This is a genomic window from Pantoea sp. Lij88, assembly GCF_030062155.1.
Taxonomy (GTDB): Bacteria; Pseudomonadota; Gammaproteobacteria; order Enterobacterales; family Enterobacteriaceae; genus Pantoea.
This window is the reverse complement of the sequence record NZ_CP118269.1, coordinates 1310594-1331037: the sequence shown is the minus strand read 5'-3', so window position 1 is coordinate 1331037 and position 20444 is coordinate 1310594. Positions and strand designations below refer to the sequence as shown.

The 20444-nt window shown below is 54.8% G+C and carries 12 protein-coding genes; 8 read left to right on the top strand and 4 right to left on the bottom strand.

What is annotated here, in order from left to right; genetic code table 11:
- The first annotated feature begins 566 nt into the window (after nucleotides 1-566).
- Genes PU624_RS10070 through rcsB form a run of 3 tightly spaced genes read left to right on the top strand, consistent with a single transcriptional unit; the run spans nucleotide 567 to nucleotide 5050 of the window.
- Nucleotides 567-1721, top strand: coding sequence for an MFS transporter (locus PU624_RS10070; RefSeq protein WP_283547493.1), 1155 nt, complete (start codon nucleotides 567-569; stop codon nucleotides 1719-1721).
- 19 nt (nucleotides 1722-1740) lie between these two features.
- Nucleotides 1741-4398: a phosphotransferase RcsD gene (gene rcsD / locus PU624_RS10065; RefSeq protein WP_283547492.1), complete on the top strand. Its 2658-nt coding sequence runs from the start codon at nucleotides 1741-1743 to the stop codon at nucleotides 4396-4398.
- A 1-nt stretch (nucleotide 4399) separates the two neighbouring features.
- Nucleotides 4400-5050: a response regulator transcription factor RcsB gene (gene rcsB / locus PU624_RS10060; protein ID WP_003854204.1), complete on the top strand. Its 651-nt coding sequence runs from the start codon at nucleotides 4400-4402 to the stop codon at nucleotides 5048-5050.
- A 42-nt stretch (nucleotides 5051-5092) separates the two neighbouring features.
- On the opposite strand, the gene rcsC is transcribed toward rcsB, so the two are convergent.
- Nucleotides 5093-7945 (bottom strand): two-component system sensor histidine kinase RcsC, encoded by a 2853-nt coding sequence (gene rcsC / locus PU624_RS10055; RefSeq protein ID WP_283547491.1) that lies wholly within the window; start codon nucleotides 7943-7945, stop codon nucleotides 5093-5095.
- 588 nt (nucleotides 7946-8533) lie between these two features.
- Nucleotides 8534-11206 carry a DNA topoisomerase (ATP-hydrolyzing) subunit A gene (gene gyrA, locus PU624_RS10050; RefSeq protein ID WP_283547490.1) on the bottom strand — a complete coding sequence of 891 codons (2673 nt, stop codon included), beginning with the start codon at nucleotides 11204-11206 and terminating at the stop codon, nucleotides 8534-8536.
- Nucleotides 11207-11383: 177 nt separating this feature from the next.
- On the opposite strand from gyrA, the gene ubiG reads away from it, so the two are divergent.
- The 4 genes from ubiG to yfaE all read left to right on the top strand — a co-directional run bounded on the left by ubiG (nucleotide 11384) and on the right by yfaE (nucleotide 16354).
- Complete coding sequence (gene ubiG / locus PU624_RS10045; protein WP_090959232.1) at nucleotides 11384-12109, top strand: bifunctional 2-polyprenyl-6-hydroxyphenol methylase/3-demethylubiquinol 3-O-methyltransferase UbiG; 726 nt, start codon at nucleotides 11384-11386, stop codon at nucleotides 12107-12109.
- 493 nt (nucleotides 12110-12602) lie between these two features.
- Nucleotides 12603-14888 (top strand): class 1a ribonucleoside-diphosphate reductase subunit alpha, encoded by a 2286-nt coding sequence (gene nrdA / locus PU624_RS10040; protein WP_283547489.1) that lies wholly within the window; start codon nucleotides 12603-12605, stop codon nucleotides 14886-14888.
- Nucleotides 14889-14960: 72 nt separating this feature from the next.
- Nucleotides 14961-16091, top strand: a complete 1131-nt coding sequence (gene nrdB, locus PU624_RS10035) for a class Ia ribonucleoside-diphosphate reductase subunit beta (RefSeq protein ID WP_283547488.1) — start codon at nucleotides 14961-14963, stop codon at nucleotides 16089-16091.
- A 2-nt stretch (nucleotides 16092-16093) separates the two neighbouring features.
- On the top strand, nucleotides 16094-16354 hold the full coding sequence (gene yfaE, locus PU624_RS10030; RefSeq protein WP_003854219.1) for a class I ribonucleotide reductase maintenance protein YfaE: 261 nt from the start codon (nucleotides 16094-16096) through the stop codon (nucleotides 16352-16354).
- Nucleotides 16355-16606: 252 nt separating this feature from the next.
- Here the strand turns inward: yfaE and PU624_RS10025 are convergent, their stop codons facing one another.
- Together PU624_RS10025 and elaB are read right to left on the bottom strand one after the other, a co-directional pair.
- On the bottom strand, nucleotides 16607-17803 hold the full coding sequence (locus tag PU624_RS10025; protein ID WP_283547487.1) for a nicotinamide mononucleotide deamidase-related protein YfaY: 1197 nt from the start codon (nucleotides 17801-17803) through the stop codon (nucleotides 16607-16609).
- Nucleotides 17804-18047: 244 nt separating this feature from the next.
- Nucleotides 18048-18359, bottom strand: a complete 312-nt coding sequence (gene elaB, locus PU624_RS10020) for a stress response protein ElaB (RefSeq protein WP_003854223.1) — start codon at nucleotides 18357-18359, stop codon at nucleotides 18048-18050.
- A gap of 335 nt (nucleotides 18360-18694) precedes the next feature.
- Between elaB and PU624_RS10015 the strand changes: the two genes are divergently transcribed.
- Nucleotides 18695-20353 carry a glucan biosynthesis protein D gene (locus PU624_RS10015; protein WP_283547486.1) on the top strand — a complete coding sequence of 553 codons (1659 nt, stop codon included), beginning with the start codon at nucleotides 18695-18697 and terminating at the stop codon, nucleotides 20351-20353.
- Nucleotides 20354-20444: the final 91 nt, after the last annotated feature.

Sequence of the window (20444 nt, the reverse complement as noted above, 5' to 3'; positions counted from 1 at the left end):
TGGATGACGGTATTATTGTTAGTTTTAGTTGTACAGACTCAAGCAAACTGTAACGGTTCTGACAGCTTAATTTTTAGCGTAACGGTCTCAGAAATCAATTTCAATATGCAGAATTTATTATGTTTTAATCTTTATTACTTAAGCACTGCCTGAGATAAGGTTTTCAGAAAATGCGCTTTGCCTTTGTTTTTTCATGTCAATTTATTACTGACTGTTTCCATAAATGATGCGAAAAGGTTAAAAAACCACCGTTTCATAAACATGAGGGCTGCAAAAAAAATTTGTTAATTATGCGATTCAGCCATCATTTATGCGTGGTCCTGATCCGCTTTTTCCAGCCGCAAGCCGTTGAAAAGAGAAACTGAAATTTGAGTTAAGTCACCTCGGGCGGTGGGTGGTCATACCAGGAAAGTTCTGGAAAAAATTCGCGGCGCAACAAAAGTCGGTAAACTCCCGGTTTTGTCATTTATACGATGTTGCTGCACCCCTTCGGATAAGAGGCGAAACGGCCACTGACTCGCGGCCAGTGCTACACTTTTCCGCTTTACCATTGATGAATCTGACCTATGACTGCACTGGACGCTGCACAACAACATAAACATCAGAGCCGCCTGAACTGGGGCACGCGCACCATCTTCTTAATCAATGGGTTAGGGATGTCGGCCTGGGCGCCGCTGGTCCCCTTTGCCCGCGATCGTCTGCAGCTCAGCGGGGCCTCACTGGGCGCGTTACTGCTCTGTCTGGGGGTCGGTTCGTTAGCCGCGATGCCGGTGACCGGCACACTGGTGGCGAAGTTTGGCTGCCGCCGGGTGATGTGCTTCTCTACCCTGTTAGTGCTGATTATGATGCCGCTGCTGGCGACGGCTGACTCTCATCTGGTGATGGCGGCTGCGCTGATGCTTTTTGGTGCCGGGCTGGGCATGCTGGATGTGGCAATGAATTATCAGGCGGTTCAGGTTGAGCAGGCGGCGGATAAGCCGATGATGTCGGGCTTCCATGGATTCTTCAGTCTTGGCGGGATTCTGGGCGCGGGCACGGTCAGTCTGTTGCTGAGCCAGTCTTTCACCCCGCTGACCGCCACGCTGGTCGTGATGGCAGTGATGTTGTTACTGCTGCTGTGGCGACTTCCGGTGTTAATGAACGAACGTCTGCACCAGCCCGATCAGCCCTGGCTGGTGATCCCACGTGGCTGGGTGGCCTTCCTGGGCCTGCTCTGCTTTATCCTGTTTCTGGCGGAAGGGGCGGTTCTGGACTGGGGCGCGCTGCTGCTGTTGCAGAATCCGGAAATGACACCCGCCTCGGCCGGACTCGGCTATGCGGTCTTCTCCGTGGCGATGACGCTGGGCCGTTTCAGCGGCGATAAGATCATCCAGCGTTTTGGTCGCTACCCGGTAATGCTGACCGGCGCGCTGACCGCCGCAGCGGGCATGAGTCTGGCCGTCTGGCTGCCGTGGCCGGAGATCGCCCTGCTCGCTTTCCTGCTGGTCGGCTTTGGTTTATCCAACACGGTGCCGATGTTGTTCAATGCTGCCGGGAATCAACAGGATATGCCTGCGAACCTGGCGATTTCTGCCATGACAACGCTGGGATATGCGGGTATTCTCTCAGGTCCGGCTTTAATCGGATTCATTTCGCAATGGATCAGCCTCAGCGGCGCATTTATAGTCATCGCCCTGTTGCTGTTAGCGGTAGCCGCCAGTGCGCGAAAAGTTGCGCGATAATTCAGGTACCCGACACGCTATGTTGTATAAGTTTCCACTGACCTCCGGCAATGTCACCCGCTTTTTTGTGGTTTTCAATCTGGTGCTCCTGCTGGCGCTGGGCTTTATGGTGCATAACTCGGTCAACGCCTGGCTGACCGGGAAACGCTATGCCATGGACGATCTGGCGCGCGACGTGCAGAAGCGCATCGACGCCTATCGCTTTGCCACCTGGCAAATCTATGAAAACCTTTCGACCAGTGCCGCCGGTGCGACGCCTGGCAGTAACCTGCAGGAAACGCGGTTGCGTCCTGACGTCTATTATCTGGAAAAAACCCGCCGTAAAACCGAAGCGCTGATTTTCGGCTCCCATGACAGCAGCACGCTGGACATGACCATGCGGATGTCGAACTATCTCGACACGCTGTGGGGCGCGGAAAATCCGACCTGGTCGATGTACTTTTTAAATGGTCAGGACAACAGCCTGATCATGATCTCGACCCTGCCGCTGAAAGATATGGCGACACGCTACAAAGAGAGCGCCATCAGTTCCATGGTGGATGGCCGTCGCGCTGAGATGCTGCAGCAGGCCAATGCGCTGGATGAGCGCGAGAGTTTCTCGCCGCTGCGCCACCTCGCCTTCCAGAACGATCACTATTTCACGCTGCGCACCACCTTTAACCAGCCAGGCCATCTGGCCACGGTCGTCGCCTTTGATCTGCCGGTTAACGATCTCGTTCCGCAGAACATGCCGCTGGAAAACTTCCAGCTGCGACAGGATAGCTCGATGCCGGCCAGCAGCAGTGAACAGCAGGAAGTGGAAAACACCCGTGTTTCACTGGTTAATCCCAATATTGAGATTGCGGCCACCCTGCCCAGTACCTCGCTGCAGCTGGTCTATCAGGTGCCGATTACCCGCCTGATTATCGATACCCTGCACAACTTGCTCTGGCCGCTGCTGATCAACCTGCTGCTGTTCCTGCTGTCGCTGGCGGGTATCGTGCTGCTGCGCCAGCAGTCACTGCGTCCCAGCGAGAATCAGAGCGCTGAACTCGACTCCCTTCGGGTTCTGAATGAAGAGATTGTCGCCAGCCTGCCGGTCGGCCTGCTGGTGTATGACTTTGCCAGCAACCGCACCCTGCTGAGCAATAAGATTGCTGAACATCTTTTGCCTCACCTCAATCTGCAGAAGATCATTAATATGTCCGACCAGCATCAGGGCGTGCTGCAGGCCACCATCAATAACGAAGTGTATGAGATTCGCCACGCCCGCAGCGTGCTGTCACCGCATACCCAGCTGTTTATGATGCGTGACCAGGATCGCGAGCTGCTGGTGAATAAAAAACTGCAGAAAGCGCAACAGGTGCTGGATCGCAACCATCAGATGCGCCAGCAACTGCTGCATAATCTGGGCCATGCGCTGAATCAGCCCCTGGAGAAAATGGTGACGCAGCTGGTGCAGCTCAGCCAGCGTGATGCCGATGAAACCGTGCTGGACCTGCTCGATGAGAGTCAGGGCCTGGCCCGACTGGTGGATGATATCGTGCTGCTGAACCGCCTTGAAGCGCATGACTGGTCACCCGATGCGACGGTCTTTAACCTGCAGGAACTGCTGGATGAAATCGCGCTGGAAAGTCTGCCGCTGATGCGCCGCAAAGGGCTGTCGCTGGTGGTGAATAATCATCTGGCGAATGACGAGACACGCTTTGGCGACCGTCGCGCTCTGCGTAAAGTGCTGACCACGCTGATGCACTACGCCCTGACCACGACCCGCTGGGGCAAAATCACCCTGGAAGTTAAGGCTGCCGAAAAGCAGGCCGATAGAGTGATCATCGAACTGGTGGATACCGGTGCCGGTTTGACGGTGGATGAACTGGCGAATGTGGACTTCCCGTTCCTGGGCGATACCAGTCAGGATCGCTATGGACAGGCTTCCGGTATGGCGTTCTTCCTGTGTAAGCAGCTCTGCAAGCAGATGGGTGGCAGTCTCGATATCGTGGCAAAAGCCGATATCGGTACGCGCTACAACATGCAGCTGCCGCTGGTGCTGGAAGAGAAGCGCGAAGAAGAAGAGGAAAAAATTCTGGATGGTGTGACCGCGCTGGTGGAGATCACCGTGGAGGACGTGCATAAAATCGTCTGCCGCCATCTGGAGAACTGGGGAGCGCGTTGTCTGACGCCTGATGAGCGTATCTCCGGACAGGATCACGATGTCATGGTGACCGACGATCCATCGAAGCTTAGCGGCTGGGCACTGCTGCTGGCGGAAGATGAACTGGGTCATCATGCACTGAACGACCAGCAGTATCGGGTCAATTTCAATCTCAGTAATGCGATGCTCGATGCATTGCTGGCCCTGATTGAGAAACAACTGTCGCATGATGTGATGGATAACGACATGGAAGACGACGCGGCCACGCCATTGATGAGCGGCGGCTATTTCCAGCTGTTTACGGAGACAGTACCGGTTGATGTGAAGAGACTGTATACTGAGTCGGCGGAAAAGGACTACGCCTCGCTTGCTCAGACAGCGCATCGCCTAAAGGGCGTGTTTGCCATGCTCAATCTGACTCCCGGCAAACAGCTTTGTGAAGAGTTAGAACACCACATTAAAGCGTGTGACGATTCAAACATTACAAATACCACCAGTGATATTGACGCTTACGTCAATCAACTGCTGCAGCAAGGTAACCAATAAGATGAATAACTTAAACGTAATTATTGCCGATGACCATCCAATTGTCCTTTTCGGTATCCGAAAGTCTCTGGAGCAAATTGAATGGGTCAACGTTGTAGGTGAGTTCGAAGACTCAACAGCACTGATCAACAATCTGTCCAAGCTTGACGCCAACGTCCTGATCACCGACCTCTCTATGCCAGGTGAGAAGTATGGCGATGGTATTACGCTGATTAAATATATTAAACGCCACTATCCGGATCTTTCGATTATTGTTCTGACCATGAACAATAACCCGGCGATTCTGAGTTCGGTGCTTGATCTCGATATCGAAGGGATCGTCCTGAAACAGGGCGCGCCTACCGATCTGCCAAAAGCACTGGCTGCACTGCAGAAAGGCAAGAAATATACGCCGGAAAGCGTTGCGAAGCTGCTGGAGAAGATCAGCGCGGGTGGTTATGGCGACAAGCGCCTGTCACCGAAAGAGAGCGAAGTGCTGCGTCTGTTCGCAGAAGGTTTCCTGGTCACCGAAATCGCCAAGAAACTGAACCGCAGTATCAAAACCATCAGTAGCCAGAAGAAATCAGCGATGATGAAACTGGGCGTGGATAACGATATCGCGCTGCTGAACTACCTCTCCTCTGTCAGCCAGAGTCAGGTCGAAAGAGACTAAGTGACTTAAAGGCGGTGCACCCTGCACCGCCTCTCCTCTGCCTTATCCTGTCCGCGTTTTACGCACCCGATCTGCATAGATTGCCAGCGTCACTTTCAGTACATCCAGCGTCACCGGTTTCGACAGACAGTTATCCATTCCCGCATCCATACAACGCTGTTTCTCTTCCGCCAGCGCATTCGCCGTCACGCCCACCACCGGGAAGAGATGGCCCAGCTGACGTAAACGCTGCGTCAGGCGATAGCCATCCATGTTCGGCATGTTCACGTCGGTCAGTACGATATCGATCTCATTGCGGCTCAGGACATTCAGCGCATCAACACCATCCTGCGCGGTTTTCACCTGATAGCCCAGCGTGCCGAGCTGTTCCGACAGCAGCATACGGTTAATCGGATGGTCATCGACAATCAGCACCATGATGTCGTCGTTATGCACTTTCTCCTCAACCGGTGCCGCCAGTAACAGCGCATCCGCCGCGTCGTTGCCCAGCGCGATGCGATAGATGCGCGCCAGCAGTGCCGGCACTTCATGCAGCGTGGCGGTCGAATGGATCCAGCGCCCCGGCTGACGTTCACGCGGCATATCCACATGCGATCCATCAAACGTGATCAGTGCGCGCAACGGTGCATCAATCTCCACGTCGTAATCGGTCATCACCACATCGTCTTGCCCTGGCTTGCCGTTATACTCCGCGACCTGAATGCCCTGCTGCTCCATCTGACGGGTAATAAACGCGGCAAGATAGTCGTTGCGCATTGCCAGCCAGATTTTCGTCTCCTGTAAATCCTCCAGCAGCATCAGTGACGGCTTCTGTCCTTTGTAGATCGGGATTCGCACAATGAACTGGCTGCCCATGCCCGGCTCTGAGTCGACCTCAATATCCCCGTCCATCATATTGATCAGCTTTTCACAAATCGCCAGTCCCAGCCCGGTGCCCTGGAAATTACGCTGCACGCCATTTCCCACCTGGAAGAAGGGATCAAACAGTCGCGGCAGCTCTTTGGCCGGAATACCGACGCCGGTATCACGGACGCGGAAGGCCAGATAGCCCTCAGCCACATAGGCGTGGAGGATAATGCAGCCGGTGTGTGTGAACTTAATCGCGTTGTTCAGCAGGTTAGAGATCACCTGCTGCAGGCGCAGCGGATCGCCGTCCAGCACCTGCGGAACGTCATGTTCGATAAAGCAGTAGAGCGTCAGGCGCTTCTTCACCACCAGCGACAGATAGTTGCCGACGATGTGCGTGACGATTTCACGTGGGGCGAACGGACGCGGCTCAATTTTCAGCTGCTCGGACTCGATTTTGGAGAAGTCGAGAATATCGCTGATGATCTTCAGCAGCAGGCTGGAGGAGTTGTTCATCGCCGTCACCAGCGAGTCGATACCGCTGGGCAGCTCTTTGGTCTGCAGCAGATCGAGGTTACCGATAATGCCATACAGCGGCGTGCGCAGTTCGTGACTGACGGTGGCAAGGAACATCGATTTCGACTGGCTCGCCTGCTCTGCCGCGTGGGCCATCTCCTGCAGAGACTGCTCCATCCGCACACGTGCCGAGACATCGACCAGCACGCAGATCGCCACGTTTTCATTACGATAGCGCGAATGCACAAAACTGATTTGCAGGTTGGTATTGCTGCCGGTCAGCACATCGACGAAGTTGACCTGCTGGCCGCCGATAATCTCATTCAACCGCAGGCGATCTTCCTGCGTCAGCAACGTCAGATAGTTGTGCGCCAGCTCGTTACTCAGAATATTGGTGCCGTCGCTGGTGCGTAAAATACAGATCCCGACCGGCGCAGAGGCGACAATCTTACGGTTAAACTGCTCATGCTCTTCCAGCCGGTGCGCATTCTCTTCTGCGGGCAGGAACATCCGCCGCTCAAACACCCAGGCGAGCGTAAACAGGATCACCGCAGTGAAAATATTCAGCAGCAGCGCATTAATGATCATCAGCTTGAGCTGATCCACCATTACGTCGGTGGGTATCGACCACACCACGTTAAGATCGGAAGGCGGCAATGGTTTTTTCAGGACCAGCTGACGATAACCATTCAGATAACCGAACCAGGTTTTATCATCCGGCAGATTATCAAGCGAGAAGCCCAGCCCGCCGCGCCGTGAGTTCAGCAGTGGACGATAATTTTCATCGGTAATAGAGGCGATAATTGGCAGGCTGCCCGGCTGGATAAACTCATCCAGACGGATATTCTGCTCAACACCCAGCAGTGCCTGTAACTTATTGGCGACGTAAACCGGCACCACCATGTAGAAGGTTCCGACACCGGGCTGAGCACTGCTGTTGATCCAGTACATCGGATTACGGCGCTCTTCTTCGCTGCTATTGCGATAGCGCAGCACATTCTCACGCAGCGATTTCAGGCTGCGGTCCCGATCCGCATTGTTGCTGCCAATCGTAAAATCGGCCAGACACTGACTCTCGCCACCGATAAAGAACACCCGATTGAGTTCATACGATGAGGCGAAGTTACTTTTCCAGTAATTGATGTAGTAGCTGAGTGAATCGAGTGAGTTGCGCCAGGTATTGCTCATTGAGGTGCAGTCGCCATCTGAGAACAGCGGCGTAAACTGCGGCTGGGTGGCTTTGCCCGGCATCATGCCGGTCAGCACATCCAGACCACTGCTGGCGTTGGTTAAGCGGTTCTCGGTGATATATTTCAGCTCACGCATCATGTCCGCCGAATGGCGCACATACCACTGAATGGTGCCGTAGTTACTGGCGAACTCCTGCCGGACCTGCGTCTCTTTGTTATGCAGCACGCTGATGATGTAAAACGCCGTCAGAACAGCGCCCAGCGTCCAGATTAGCAGCGCCAGCGCGCGGAAAAGATAGCGCGAGATGCGAAGCGTAGTGCGGAAAGAGACAGGATATTTCAAAGGTAACTCGCAGTTGGCAAGGTTAGTCGCATCATCGATTTTTAATGCCCATACACTAGCTTTATCGGGCGAAAAAAGCCAGCCAGCCGCAGGCTTAGCGGAAGGTTTGGGAATCTTTTAGGATAGTGAAAGCGGCATCTGCATTTACTCAAAGCAATTCCACCATCCCAACAAGAAAGACCCGCTAAGCCCGAAGAGCAAAGCGTCCACGCCAGGGATGGCGTGGCCGATCCGCAGGGATGCGGGAATCCTTTGCGATCGGGCATAGCGGGTCTTTCGGCGGCTCCCGACTCACAGCCACCCACTCCTGTTCCCCAGCCACCCCGACCCTGCCCCACTTAAAGCAACGCAGTAATCCCAACAAGAAAGACCTGCAATGCCCTAAAAGCAAAGCGTCTGGCCTGCGATGGCGTGGCCGATCCGCAGGGATGCGGGAATCCTTTGCGATCGGGCATAGCGGGTCTTTCGGCGGCTCCCGACTCACAGCCGCTTTTATCCAGCCCCTGTCCGCAGGCACAAAAAAAACGGCAGGCCGGGTTTCCCCTGACCTGCCGTTTCTGCAACGAACCTCAGCTTACCTCAGACAAATTACTCTTCGTCTTCAGCCGCGTCGCCTTCGTCTTCTGCATCCGCTTCCGGTGCAATCTCTTCATCGTCGATCTCGGCTTCCGGCGCGATATCATCCTCGCCTTCCGCCACGCTACCGTCGATTGAATCCAGCTCTTCTTCTTCAACCGGCTCAGCAACACGCTGCAGTCCGACTACGTTCTCATCCTCTGCGGTACGAATCAGAATCACACCCTGGGTATTACGACCCACGACGCTCACTTCTGACACGCGTGTACGCACCAGCGTACCGGCATCGGTGATCATCATAATCTGATCGCCATCAACAACCTGAACTGCGCCAATCACCGGACCATTACGCTCGGTCACTTTGATTGAAATAACACCCTGCGTCGCACGCGACTTGGTCGGGTATTCGCTGTTGGCAGTACGCTTACCGTAGCCATTCTGCGTCACAGTCATAATTGCACCCTCTTCACGCGGCACAATCAGAGAGACAACGCGATCGCCTTCAGCCAGCCTGATGCCGCGTACGCCAGAGGCGGTACGACCCATCGCACGGACTGCGGTTTCTGCAAAGCGCACCACTTTACCGGCCGCTGAGAACAGCATGGCTTCATCGTTACCGTTGGTCAGCGCCACACCGATCAGCTCATCGTCGTCACGCAGATTCACGGCAATAATGCCGGCGCTGCGTGGACGGCTGAACTCTTTCAGCGCAGTCTTCTTCACGGTTCCCAGAGCGGTCGCCATAAAGATATTGAAGCCTTCGGTATACTCACGTACCGGCAGAATCGCCGTAATACGCTCGTTGGCTTCCAGCGGCAGCAGGTTGACGATTGGACGTCCACGCGCGCCACGGCTTGCTTCCGGCAGCTGATAAACCTTCATCCAGTAGAGACGGCCACGGCTTGAGAAGCAAAGAATCGTGTCATGGGTGTTCGCCACCAGCAGACGATCAATGAAGTCCTCTTCTTTGATACGTGCGGCTGACTTGCCTTTACCACCACGACGCTGCGCTTCATAGTCGGTCAGCGGCTGATACTTCACATAGCCCTGATGCGACAAGGTCACCACAACATCTTCCTGATTAATCAGGTCTTCGATATTAATATCTGCGGTGTTGGCCGTAATCTCTGTGCGACGCTCATCGCCGAACTGATCACGCATCAGCTCCAGCTCTTCGCGAATCACTTCCATCAGACGATCGGCGCTCGACAGAATGTGCAGCAACTCAGCGATCTGCTCCAGCAGCGCTTTGTACTCATCCAGCAGCTTCTCGTGCTCAAGGCCGGTCAGTTTCTGCAGACGCAGATCCAGGATCGCCTGAGCCTGCTGCTCGGTCAGATAGTACTGACCATCACGGATGCCGTACTGCGGATCCAGCCACTCCGGACGGGCGGCGTCATCGCCTGCACGTTCCAGCATCGCTGACACGTTACCCAGATCCCACGCCTGAGCAATCAGACCCGCTTTCGCTTCAGCCGGGTTAGGTGCACGACGAATCAGCTCGATAATTGGATCGATATTCGCCAGCGCAATCGCCAGACCTTCCAGGATATGCGCACGGTCACGGGCTTTACGCAGTTCGAAAATGGTACGACGCGTAACGACTTCACGACGATGGCGAACGAAGGCGTCCAGAATCTCCTTCAGTGCCATAATCTTTGGCTGGCCCTGATGCAGCGCCACCATGTTGATACCAAACGAGGTCTGCAGCTGGGTCAGTGAATAGAGATTATTCAGAACCACTTCGCCGACTGCATCACGCTTAATCTCAATCACGATACGCATGCCGTCTTTATCAGACTCATCGCGCAGTGCGCTGATGCCTTCGACACGCTTCTCTTTCACCAGCTCCGCAATCTTCTCAATCAGGCGTGCTTTGTTAACCTGATACGGCAGCTCATGAATAATGATGGTTTCGCGGCCCGTTTTAGCATCGGCTTCCACTTCGCCACGCGCACGAATATAAATCTTACCGCGTCCGGTGCGGTACGCTTCTTCAATACCACGGCGACCATTGATAATGGCAGCGGTCGGGAAATCTGGCCCCGGAATGTGCTCCATCAGCTCTTCAATGCTGATGTCTTCATTTTCAATGTACGCCAGGCAGCCGTTAATCACTTCACGCAGGTTGTGCGGTGGAATGTTGGTTGCCATACCCACGGCGATACCGGATGAACCGTTCACCAGCAGGTTAGGGATTTTGGTCGGCAGAACTTCAGGGATCTGCTCAGTGCCGTCGTAGTTCGGGACGAAATCGACGGTCTCTTTTTCCAGGTCAGCTAACAGGTCGTGGGCGATTTTCGACATGCGAATTTCGGTGTAACGCATCGCCGCGGCGGAGTCGCCGTCGATGGAACCGAAGTTGCCTTGTCCGTCCACCAGCATGTAACGCAGGGAGAAAGGCTGGGCCATACGTACGATGGTGTCGTAAACGGCGGAATCACCATGCGGGTGATATTTACCGATAACGTCACCGACGACGCGGGCAGATTTTTTATAGGGTTTGTTCCAGTCGTTACCCAGTACGCTCATCGCAAAAAGAACGCGACGGTGAACCGGCTTCAGGCCATCACGCACATCGGGTAAAGCTCGGCCAACGATGACCGACATGGCGTAACCGAGGTAAGAATTCTTTAATTCTTCTTCGATATTGACCGGTGTAATTTCTCTCGCAAGGTCGCTCATGGAGCCGCTATCCCTCTACTTAATCCCGGATTTTAAAGGTGCGAAAGTATATCACACTGCAATGCTCTGGTGAACGTTAACCACCGATTTCCCCCGCTTTTCATTGCCCCTGAAAGGTGTGCCAACTGCGGTTAAGCGTTTATACTGTGGGCACATTTTGTCAGGAGTTACGATTCAATGAATGCACAACCGCAGAATCATCAGCATAACGTCGATGCGCAGGAAATTGCCAAGTTTGAGGCCGTTGCCTCGCGCTGGTGGGATCTGGAGGGTGAATTTAAACCGTTGCACCGTATCAACCCGTTGCGCCTGGGCTACATCGCGCAGCACAGCAATGGCCTGTTCGGTAAAACCGTGCTCGACGTCGGATGCGGCGGCGGCATTTTATCCGAAAGCATGGCGCGTGAAGGCGCCGTCGTGACCGGCCTGGATATGGGTGCGGAACCGCTGGCCGTGGCGCGCCTGCATGCCCTGGAGAGCGGCGTAACGCTGGACTACGTGCAGCAGACCGTTGAAGAGCATGCTGAGCAGAACGCCGGGAAATATGATGTGGTGACCTGCATGGAGATGCTGGAGCATGTGCCGGATCCCCGCTCGGTGATTCACGCCTGTGCGAAACTGGTTAAACCCGGCGGCGAAGTCTTTTTCTCTACGCTGAACCGCAATCCCAAAGCCTGGCTGCTGGCGATCTTTGGCGCGGAATATGTGCTCCGTATGCTGCCGCGCGGCACCCATGACGTGAAGAAGTTTATCCGTCCTTCCGAACTGCTGGGCTGGGTCGATGAAACGACGCTGCGTGAACGTAACATCATCGGCCTGCACTACAATCCGCTGACTAATCGCTTCAAACTGGCCCCCGGTACGGACGTGAATTATATGGTGCATACCCACCGCGCCGTCTGAACAAACAGCCCGCCTGATTCAGGGCGGGCTCGTTCTTTTCCGGAGACGCTCTCTGCCAGATGGGTCACAACAGAGACGGCTTCCCAGGCATTGTGATATCTGCCAGTGGGTTACGTCAGCCCGTTCAATGTTGCGGCTCCCGCTAGCGGCTTTCCCCCCTTTGGCCCTTCTTTTTTTCCTGAAACCTGCGGATTGAATAAGAAACACGCGCCCGATCATAATAAGAAAAAAAAGTGTGATCCGGTTGACATGATGCCAGGCCTTACAAGGCGTGGGCTAAGAAATTTCGCAAGAATTACAACCCCTCCAGCCATCATTTTTTGCTCTTGTTAAGCGGCCGTAAAATACTAAAATATGCCCCCATGTAGTTATGACTTTTCACATCACCCCCTAGATGTAGTGTTTATCCACACATTATTCACAATGAATAGGCTGTGTATAAACCGGGATTTCTTTTAATTTTTGGATACTCACGCAAAGGTAAATACGCGACATGAACCAGAGTCTGCTCGTTACTAAACGCGATGGCCGCCAGGAGCGCATTGATCTCGACAAAATTCACCGTGTGCTGGACTGGGCAGCTGAAGGGCTGAACAACGTCTCAGTTTCACAGGTTGAACTGCGCTCCCATATTCAGTTCTATGATGGAATCAGAACTTCTGACATTCATGAAACCATCATCAAGGCCGCAGCAGACCTCATCTCTCGCGATGCCCCTGACTATCAGTACCTGGCTGCCCGCCTGGCGATCTTCCACCTGCGCAAAAAAGCGTACGGTCAGTTTGAGCCGCCGAAGCTTTATGACCAGGTCGTTAAGATGGTCGACATGGGCAAATATGATCGCCACCTGCTGGAAGATTACAGCCAGGAAGAGTTCGCACAGATGGACGAGTTCCTCGACCACTGGCGTGACATGAACTTCTCCTACGCCGCTGTGAAGCAGCTGGAAGGCAAATATCTGGTGCAGAACCGCGTCTCGGGTGAAATCTACGAGAGCGCGCAGTTCCTCTACATTCTGGTCGCGGCCTGCCTGTTCTCTGGCTACCCGCGCGACACGCGCATGGATTACATCAAGCGTTTCTATGATGCGATCTCGACGTTCAAAATCTCGCTGCCGACGCCAATCATGTCGGGCGTGCGTACGCCAACGCGTCAGTTCAGCTCCTGTGTGCTGATCGAGTGCGGCGACAGCCTGGACTCCATCAACGCCACCTCTAGCGCGATTGTGAAATATGTCTCTCAGCGTGCCGGTATCGGCATCAATGCCGGCCGTATCCGTGCGCTGGGCAGCCCGATTCGCGGCGGGGAAGCGTTCCACACTGGCTGTATCCCGTTCTACAAGCATTTCCAGACGGCGGTGAAGTCCTGTTCTCAGGGCGGCGTGCGCGGCGGTGCAGCGACGCTGTTCTACCCGATGTGGCATCTGGAAATCGAAAGCCTGCTGGTACTGAAGAACAACCGTGGTGTTGAAGGTAACCGCGTGCGTCACATGGACTACGGCGTACAGCTCAACAAGCTGATGTATCAGCGCCTGCTGAAAGGCGAAGATATCACCCTGTTCAGTCCGTCTGACGTGCCTGGCCTGTATGACGCATTCTTCGCCGATCAGGATGAGTTTGAGCGCCTCTACACCAAATACGAGCAGGATAAGAGCATCCGCCAGCAGCGTGTTAAAGCGGTCGATCTCTTCTCACTGATGATGCAGGAACGTGCTTCTACTGGCCGTATCTACATTCAGAACGTCGATCACTGCAACACTCACAGCCCGTTTGATCCGCGCATCGCGCCGGTTCGCCAGTCTAACCTCTGCCTGGAAATCGCCCTGCCGACCAAACCGCTGGAAGATGTTAACGACGAAAACGGTGAGATCGCCCTGTGTACGCTCTCTGCGTTCAACCTCGGCGCCATCGAAAGCCTCGGCGATCTGGAAGAGCTGGCTACCCTGGCGGTGCGTGCGCTTGATGCCCTGCTCGATTATCAGGATTACCCGATTCCGGCAGCACAGCGTGGCGCAATGGGTCGTCGTACCCTGGGTATCGGCGTGATCAACTACGCCTACTATCTGGCGAAGCATGGTGTGCGCTACTCCGATGGCAGCGCCAACGGCCTGACCCATAAAACCTTTGAAGCGATTCAGTATTACCTGCTGAAAGCCTCAAACGAGCTGGCGAAAGAGCAAGGTGCCTGCCCGTGGTTCAATGAAACCACCTATGCGCAGGGCATTCTGCCCATCGACACCTACAAGAAAGACCTGGACGCGATCAGCAACGAACCGCTGCATCTCGACTGGGAGAGCCTGCGTGAAGAGATTAAAACGCACGGCCTGCGTAACTCGACGCTGTCTGCGCTGATGCCGTCTGAGACCTCGTCGCAGATCTCCAACGCCACCAACGGCATTGAGCCACCACGCGGCCACATCAGCATCAAAGCATCGAAAGATGGCATCCTGCGTCAGGTGGTGCCGGAGTATGAGCGTCTGAAAGATCAGTACGAACTGCTGTGGGAAATGCCGAACAACGACGGCTACCTGCAACTGGTGGGTCTGATGCAGAAATTCATCGACCAGGCGATTTCGTCTAACACCAACTACGATCCGTCACGCTTTGCCAACGGTAAAGTGCCGATGAAACAGCTGCTGAAAGATCTGCTGACGGCGTACAAGTTCGGCGTGAAAACGCTCTACTATCAGAACACCCGTGACGGTGCGGAAGATGCGCAGGATGACCTGGCACCTTCTATCCAGGATGATGGCTGCGAGAGCGGCGCCTGTAAAATCTAATGGTCAGGCGGGAGATTCTCCCGCCTCATTCATTTCACGAGGCCTGGCTTCGTCTACTTTTGGACAACTTTTATGGCTTACTCCACTTTCTCACAGAACAAAAATGATCAGCTGAAAGAGCCGATGTTTTTCGGTCAGTCCGTAAACGTGGCGCGCTTCGACCAGCAAAAATATGACATTTTTGAAAAGCTGATCGAAAAGCAGCTCTCCTTCTTCTGGCGTCCGGAAGAGGTTGATGTCTCCCGCGACCGTATCGACTATCAGGCGCTGCCGGATCACGAAAAGCATATCTTCATCAGCAACCTGAAGTATCAGACGCTGCTGGATTCAATTCAGGGTCGTAGCCCGAACGTCGCCCTGCTGCCGCTGATCTCGATTCCTGAGCTGGAAACCTGGATTGAAACCTGGGCGTTCTCCGAGACGATTCACTCCCGTTCTTACACCCATATCATCCGTAATATCGTTAACGATCCTGCGGTGGTGTTTGACGATATCGTCACCAATGAGCAGATTCTGGCGCGTGCCCAGGATATTTCACGCTATTACGACGATCTGATTGAGATGACCAACTACTGGCATCAGCTGGGCGAAGGCACTCATAAGGTCAACGATAAAGAGGTTGTCGTCAGCCTGCGTGCCCTGAAGAAGCAGCTCTATATCTGTCTGATGAGCGTCAATGCGCTTGAAGCGATCCGCTTCTATGTCAGCTTCGCCTGTTCATTCGCGTTCGCGGAGCGTGAACTGATGGAAGGTAACGCTAAAATCATTAAGCTGATCGCCCGCGATGAAGCGCTGCACCTGACCGGCACTCAGCACATGCTGAACCTGCTGCGCAGCGGTGAAGACGATCCGGAGATGAAAGAGATTGCGGCAGAGTGCCGTGAAGAGTGCTTTGAGCTGTTTAAGAAGGCGGCACTGCAGGAGAAAGAGTGGGCGGAATATCTGTTCAGCGGCGGTTCAATGATCGGCCTGAACAAAGACATTCTCTGCCAGTACATTGAGTACATCACCAATATCCGTATGCAGGCAGTTGGCCTTGATCTGCCCTTCCAGACTCGCTCTAACCCGATTCCATGGATCAACTCCTGGCTGGTGTCTGACAACGTGCAGGTTGCGCCACAGGAAGTAGAAGTGAGCTCCTATCTGGTAGGTCAGATCGATTCTGAAGTAGGCGCTAACGACTTCGACGACTTCCAGCTTTAATCATGAGCCGCGACGTTGTTATTCTGCGCAGTTCCGGCGCCCGGCTGGAGTGCGCAGAAGATCACCCCAATCTGCTGTCCCTTCTGGAAGCTAATAATCTCTGCGTGGAGTTTCAGTGCCGCGAAGGTTACTGCGGCTCCTGCCGGATGCGGCTGCTGAAAGGCGAAGTGCATTATCCACAGCGGCCGCTGGCCTTTGTGCAGCAGGATGAGATCCTGCCCTGCTGCTGCAAAGCCAAAGGCGAGATTGAGCTTGAGTTATAACTGAGGCGGAGCAAGTCTGGCTTGATTTGCTGTGGGATCGAGTCCGCTTAGGGAACACGGTCAGATCGGAAAGACGCAAAAAGCGTCATCCCTGACAGCTCGGCCCGCGCCGTCCATGGCGCGGGACGCTTTCCTCCTCTGCCCGTGTTCCCCGCGCTTTGAGCTTATTTATTGCTGTGAGAGTGCCCCTGGGGTAATTCTCAGTCACATACAAATCGGGCGCCTCAGGCGCCCGTTTTATTTTCACTGATATTACTGTCTGACAGTTTCAACCACATCAATCCAGCCGTAACCGGTGCTCACTTCGCTGCCGTGTAACCAGCGACGCAGCATGTTCATCGCCATCATCGCCACCACCTTCTGCCGCGTCTCCAGATTATGGCGACCGGTGCTGAACTTCACGCGCTGACCAAAACTGGCATCCGGTGTATGCAGCGCTATCGAAATCTCTTCCTGATCAAGGCTGCCAACAGAGAGCGCCAGCGCTGCCTGCTGCTGCGCGGCCAGATCGCGGGTGCGCGTCATCTGCTGCTCCAGCGTCTCCTGTCGGGCTGGCAGGATGTCAGCACCACGCAACGGCACGCTGGCGGCGGCCAGTTGCCAGTAAAGCAGCCCGGCGGTGTATTGCTCACTGACCGCCAGTTGCTCACCGCGCTGCTCCAGCTCACGTGCCAGCAACGCCGGTAATCCTTCCGTGCCTTCAAAGAGGGTGCACTCTGCCAGCAGCAGACGCACCTGCTGCCACACCTGCTCCATCGCCACCCGCTGGCTGGCCGGACCGGTGAGTTTGATCTCGATAATCGGCATCGATGAGCGATACCCCATCACCACGCCTTCCGGCAACGCCAGCGGCTCCAGTTCCGCGGCAATATCGCTTTCACCGCGACCAAAGGTGGTCAGTCGAAGACAAATCGGCGGCTCGGGCGGCGAGAATTTTGCTTTAAGGCGGGGGATGATCTGCTGCTCAACCATCACTTTAAATTCAGACGGCACGCCAGGCGTGAAGAACATCCAGCAGCGATTGAGTTGCAGGGCAAAGCCACAGGCGGTTCCGACCGGATTATCAATCAGCTCCGCATTGGCCGGGATTTCAGCCTGCTTGCGATTGCTGGCCGCCATTACCCGTCCGCGGCTGGCGAACCAGGCTTCCATCTGTTCCAGCCAGTCCTGCTGCATCGCCAGTTCAACCCCACAGGCGCGGGCCGCAGCCAGCGCACTCAGATCGTCACTGGTTGGCCCCAGCCCGCCATTGACGATCAGCACATCGGCTTCATGACTGCGCGCCTGCAGCGTGGCGATGAGCGACGCCAGTGAATCCCCTACCGTGGTGCGGCTGGTCATCGGTAAGCCCTGCTGGAACAGTATGTCCGCCAGCCAGGCTGCGTTGGTATCGACGATTTGGCCATGCAGCACCTCATCCCCGGTTGACAGCATCTCTACTCTAATCACGTCCGGTTCTCCTTTTCACGTTTGCTTAACTGTAGGAAGTCCACACGCGAAACACAATCGGCTTCACCCGTGATCGTGACCGTTGCGCCTGGGGCAGCACGTTGCACATAAAGATAGCGGGGGCGAAGCAGGATTAAAGGGAGGTGGGTGTGTCATGCGCGTAAAAAAACCAATAAAAACGGCGGGATTTCCCCGCCGCTTTTTTACTGCTGATGTCTGCTAAAACTCAGACAGCGAGTCGCGATTAACGACGCGCCAGCAGCAGACCGAGTACCAGACCGGCGGTTGCGCCGATACCGACACCCTGCCACGGTTTTTCGTGCACGTAATCATCTGCACGGTACGCCGCCTGTTTAGCGCGATAGTAGTAGCTATCGGACGCCTGGCTGACACGGGATTTCACGTCGTTCAGCGCCTGTTCGGCTTTGCTTTTAAGCTCAATGTACTTCTGATCGGCCGGATCGCCTGATGCCTTAAGCACTTCTTCCAGGGTTTCGGTCAGTAACGCAATATCGTCATCGAGGCCCGATTCGAATTGATTTGTCTGATTTACCATCATTTCCTCCGTGTGAATTGCAAAGCAGTCCATTAACTATAGACATAATCTGACGCTCTGCTGATTTCCTGCTCCAGGAATCACCTGATTTTTCATTCGTTAATCTTCCTCAGTGCAGGCGGTACGCCGTTTCGCTGCGCAAAGAAGTGGAAAACGCAGCGGCAACCGCCGAATTTCGCTTCGCTTCTTTGATTAATCTGATAAATTTTGTCGTGAGTGAATTTTCCAGTAACCCTACTGTCGTACCCCTCTGTTGCCTGTGATTATCGGGCCATGAAAGTGCATCTGGCACAACAGTCACGACACCCTCGAACAGCTAAGGAATGATCTCTGGCATGAATCGAAGAATGTTTATGAAAGCGTCAATGGCCTTCTCTGCCGTCAGCGGCATGACCGGCCTGTCAACGCTGTTTGCGCAATCCGCATGGGCAGAAGATGGCATTGCTGACGGAACCGCCGTACGCTTCGATTTCGACGTATTGAAGAAAAACGCGGCTGCGCTGGCGAAGAAACCCTGGGGCGGTGCACCAGGCGCGCTGCCGGAGACGCTGGCCACACTGACCCCGCAGGCGTACAACGAAATTCAGTATGACGCCAACCACTCACTCTGGAACAACCTGCCCGATCGTCAGCTTGACGTGCAGTTCTTCCATGTTGGTATGGGCTTTAAGCGGCGCATCCGCATGTTCTCTGTTGATGGCGAGAGCCGCCAGGCGCGCGAAATTCACTTCCGCCCCGAGCTGTTCAACTACAACAACGCGAAGGTGGATACGAAGCAGCTGGAAGGCAAAACTGACCTCGGCTTCGCCGGTTTCCGCGCCTTTAAAAAACCGGAACTGGCCCGTCGCGATATCGTCTCGTTCCTGGGCGCAAGCTACTTCCGTGCGGTTGACGATACGTACCAGTATGGCCTCTCGGCGCGTGGCGTCGCAATCAACACCTTCAGCAATGGTCAGGAAGAGTTTCCGGATTTCACCGCCTTCTGGTTTGAAACGCCAAAAGCGGAAGACACAACCTTTACCTGTTACGCCCTGCTGGATGGTGCCAGCGTCACCGGTGCCTATAAGTTCATCATCCACTGCGAAGAGAAACGCGTGGTGATGGAGGTGGAGAACCACCTGTTCGCGCGGAAAGAGATCCGTCAGATCGGCATCTCGCCAATGACCAGCATGTTCAGCTGCGGCACCAATGAGCGCCGCATGTGCAACACCTACCATCCGCAAATCCATGACTCCGATCGTCTGGCAATGTGGACCGGTAAAGGCGAATGGATTGCCCGCCCGCTGAATAACCCGCAGCGTCTGCAGTTCAACGCCTATGAAGATGAGAATCCGCGTGGCTTTGGCCTGCTGCAGTTGAATCATGACTTCAAAGATTATCAGGATGTGATTGGCTGGTATGACAAACGTCCGAGCCTGTGGGTTGAGCCGGTCGGCAAGTGGGGCAAAGGCGCAATTAACCTGATGGAGATCCCGACCACCGGCGAAACGCTGGATAACGTGGTCTGCTTCTGGCAACCGGCTGAACCGGTCAAAGCGGGCAGCGAGCTGAACTTCTCCTACAAGCTTTACTGGAGTGGTCTGCCGCCGGTCCGCAGCGGTCTGGCGCGCGTGGATGCCACCCGTACCGGTATCGGTGGTTTCCCGGAAGGCTGGGCGCCTGGCGAACACTTCCCGGAAACCTGGTGCCGCCGCTTCGCCATCGATTTTATTGGTGGTGATCTGCAGGCCGCTGCGCCGAAAGGCATTGAGCCGGTGATTACCGTTTCATCCGGTAGTGTGAAGCAGGTTGAGATTCTGTATGTCGATCCGCTCCAGGGTTACCGCATCCTGTTTGACTGGTATCCGAACAGCGATTCCACCCAGCCGGTGGAGATGCGTCTGTTCCTGCGTAGCAAGGATGAGACGCTGAGTGAAACCTGGCTTTATCAGTATTTCCCGCCTGCGCCGGATCAGCGCAAATATGTCGACGACCGTCAGATGACGGTGGGTTGATGGAAAAAGGCGAGGCTCAGGCCTCGCCTTTTTTTCTGACAAAGTCTGCACCAATTTGCGATGAGAGCGAGCCTGCTCAGGGAACACGATC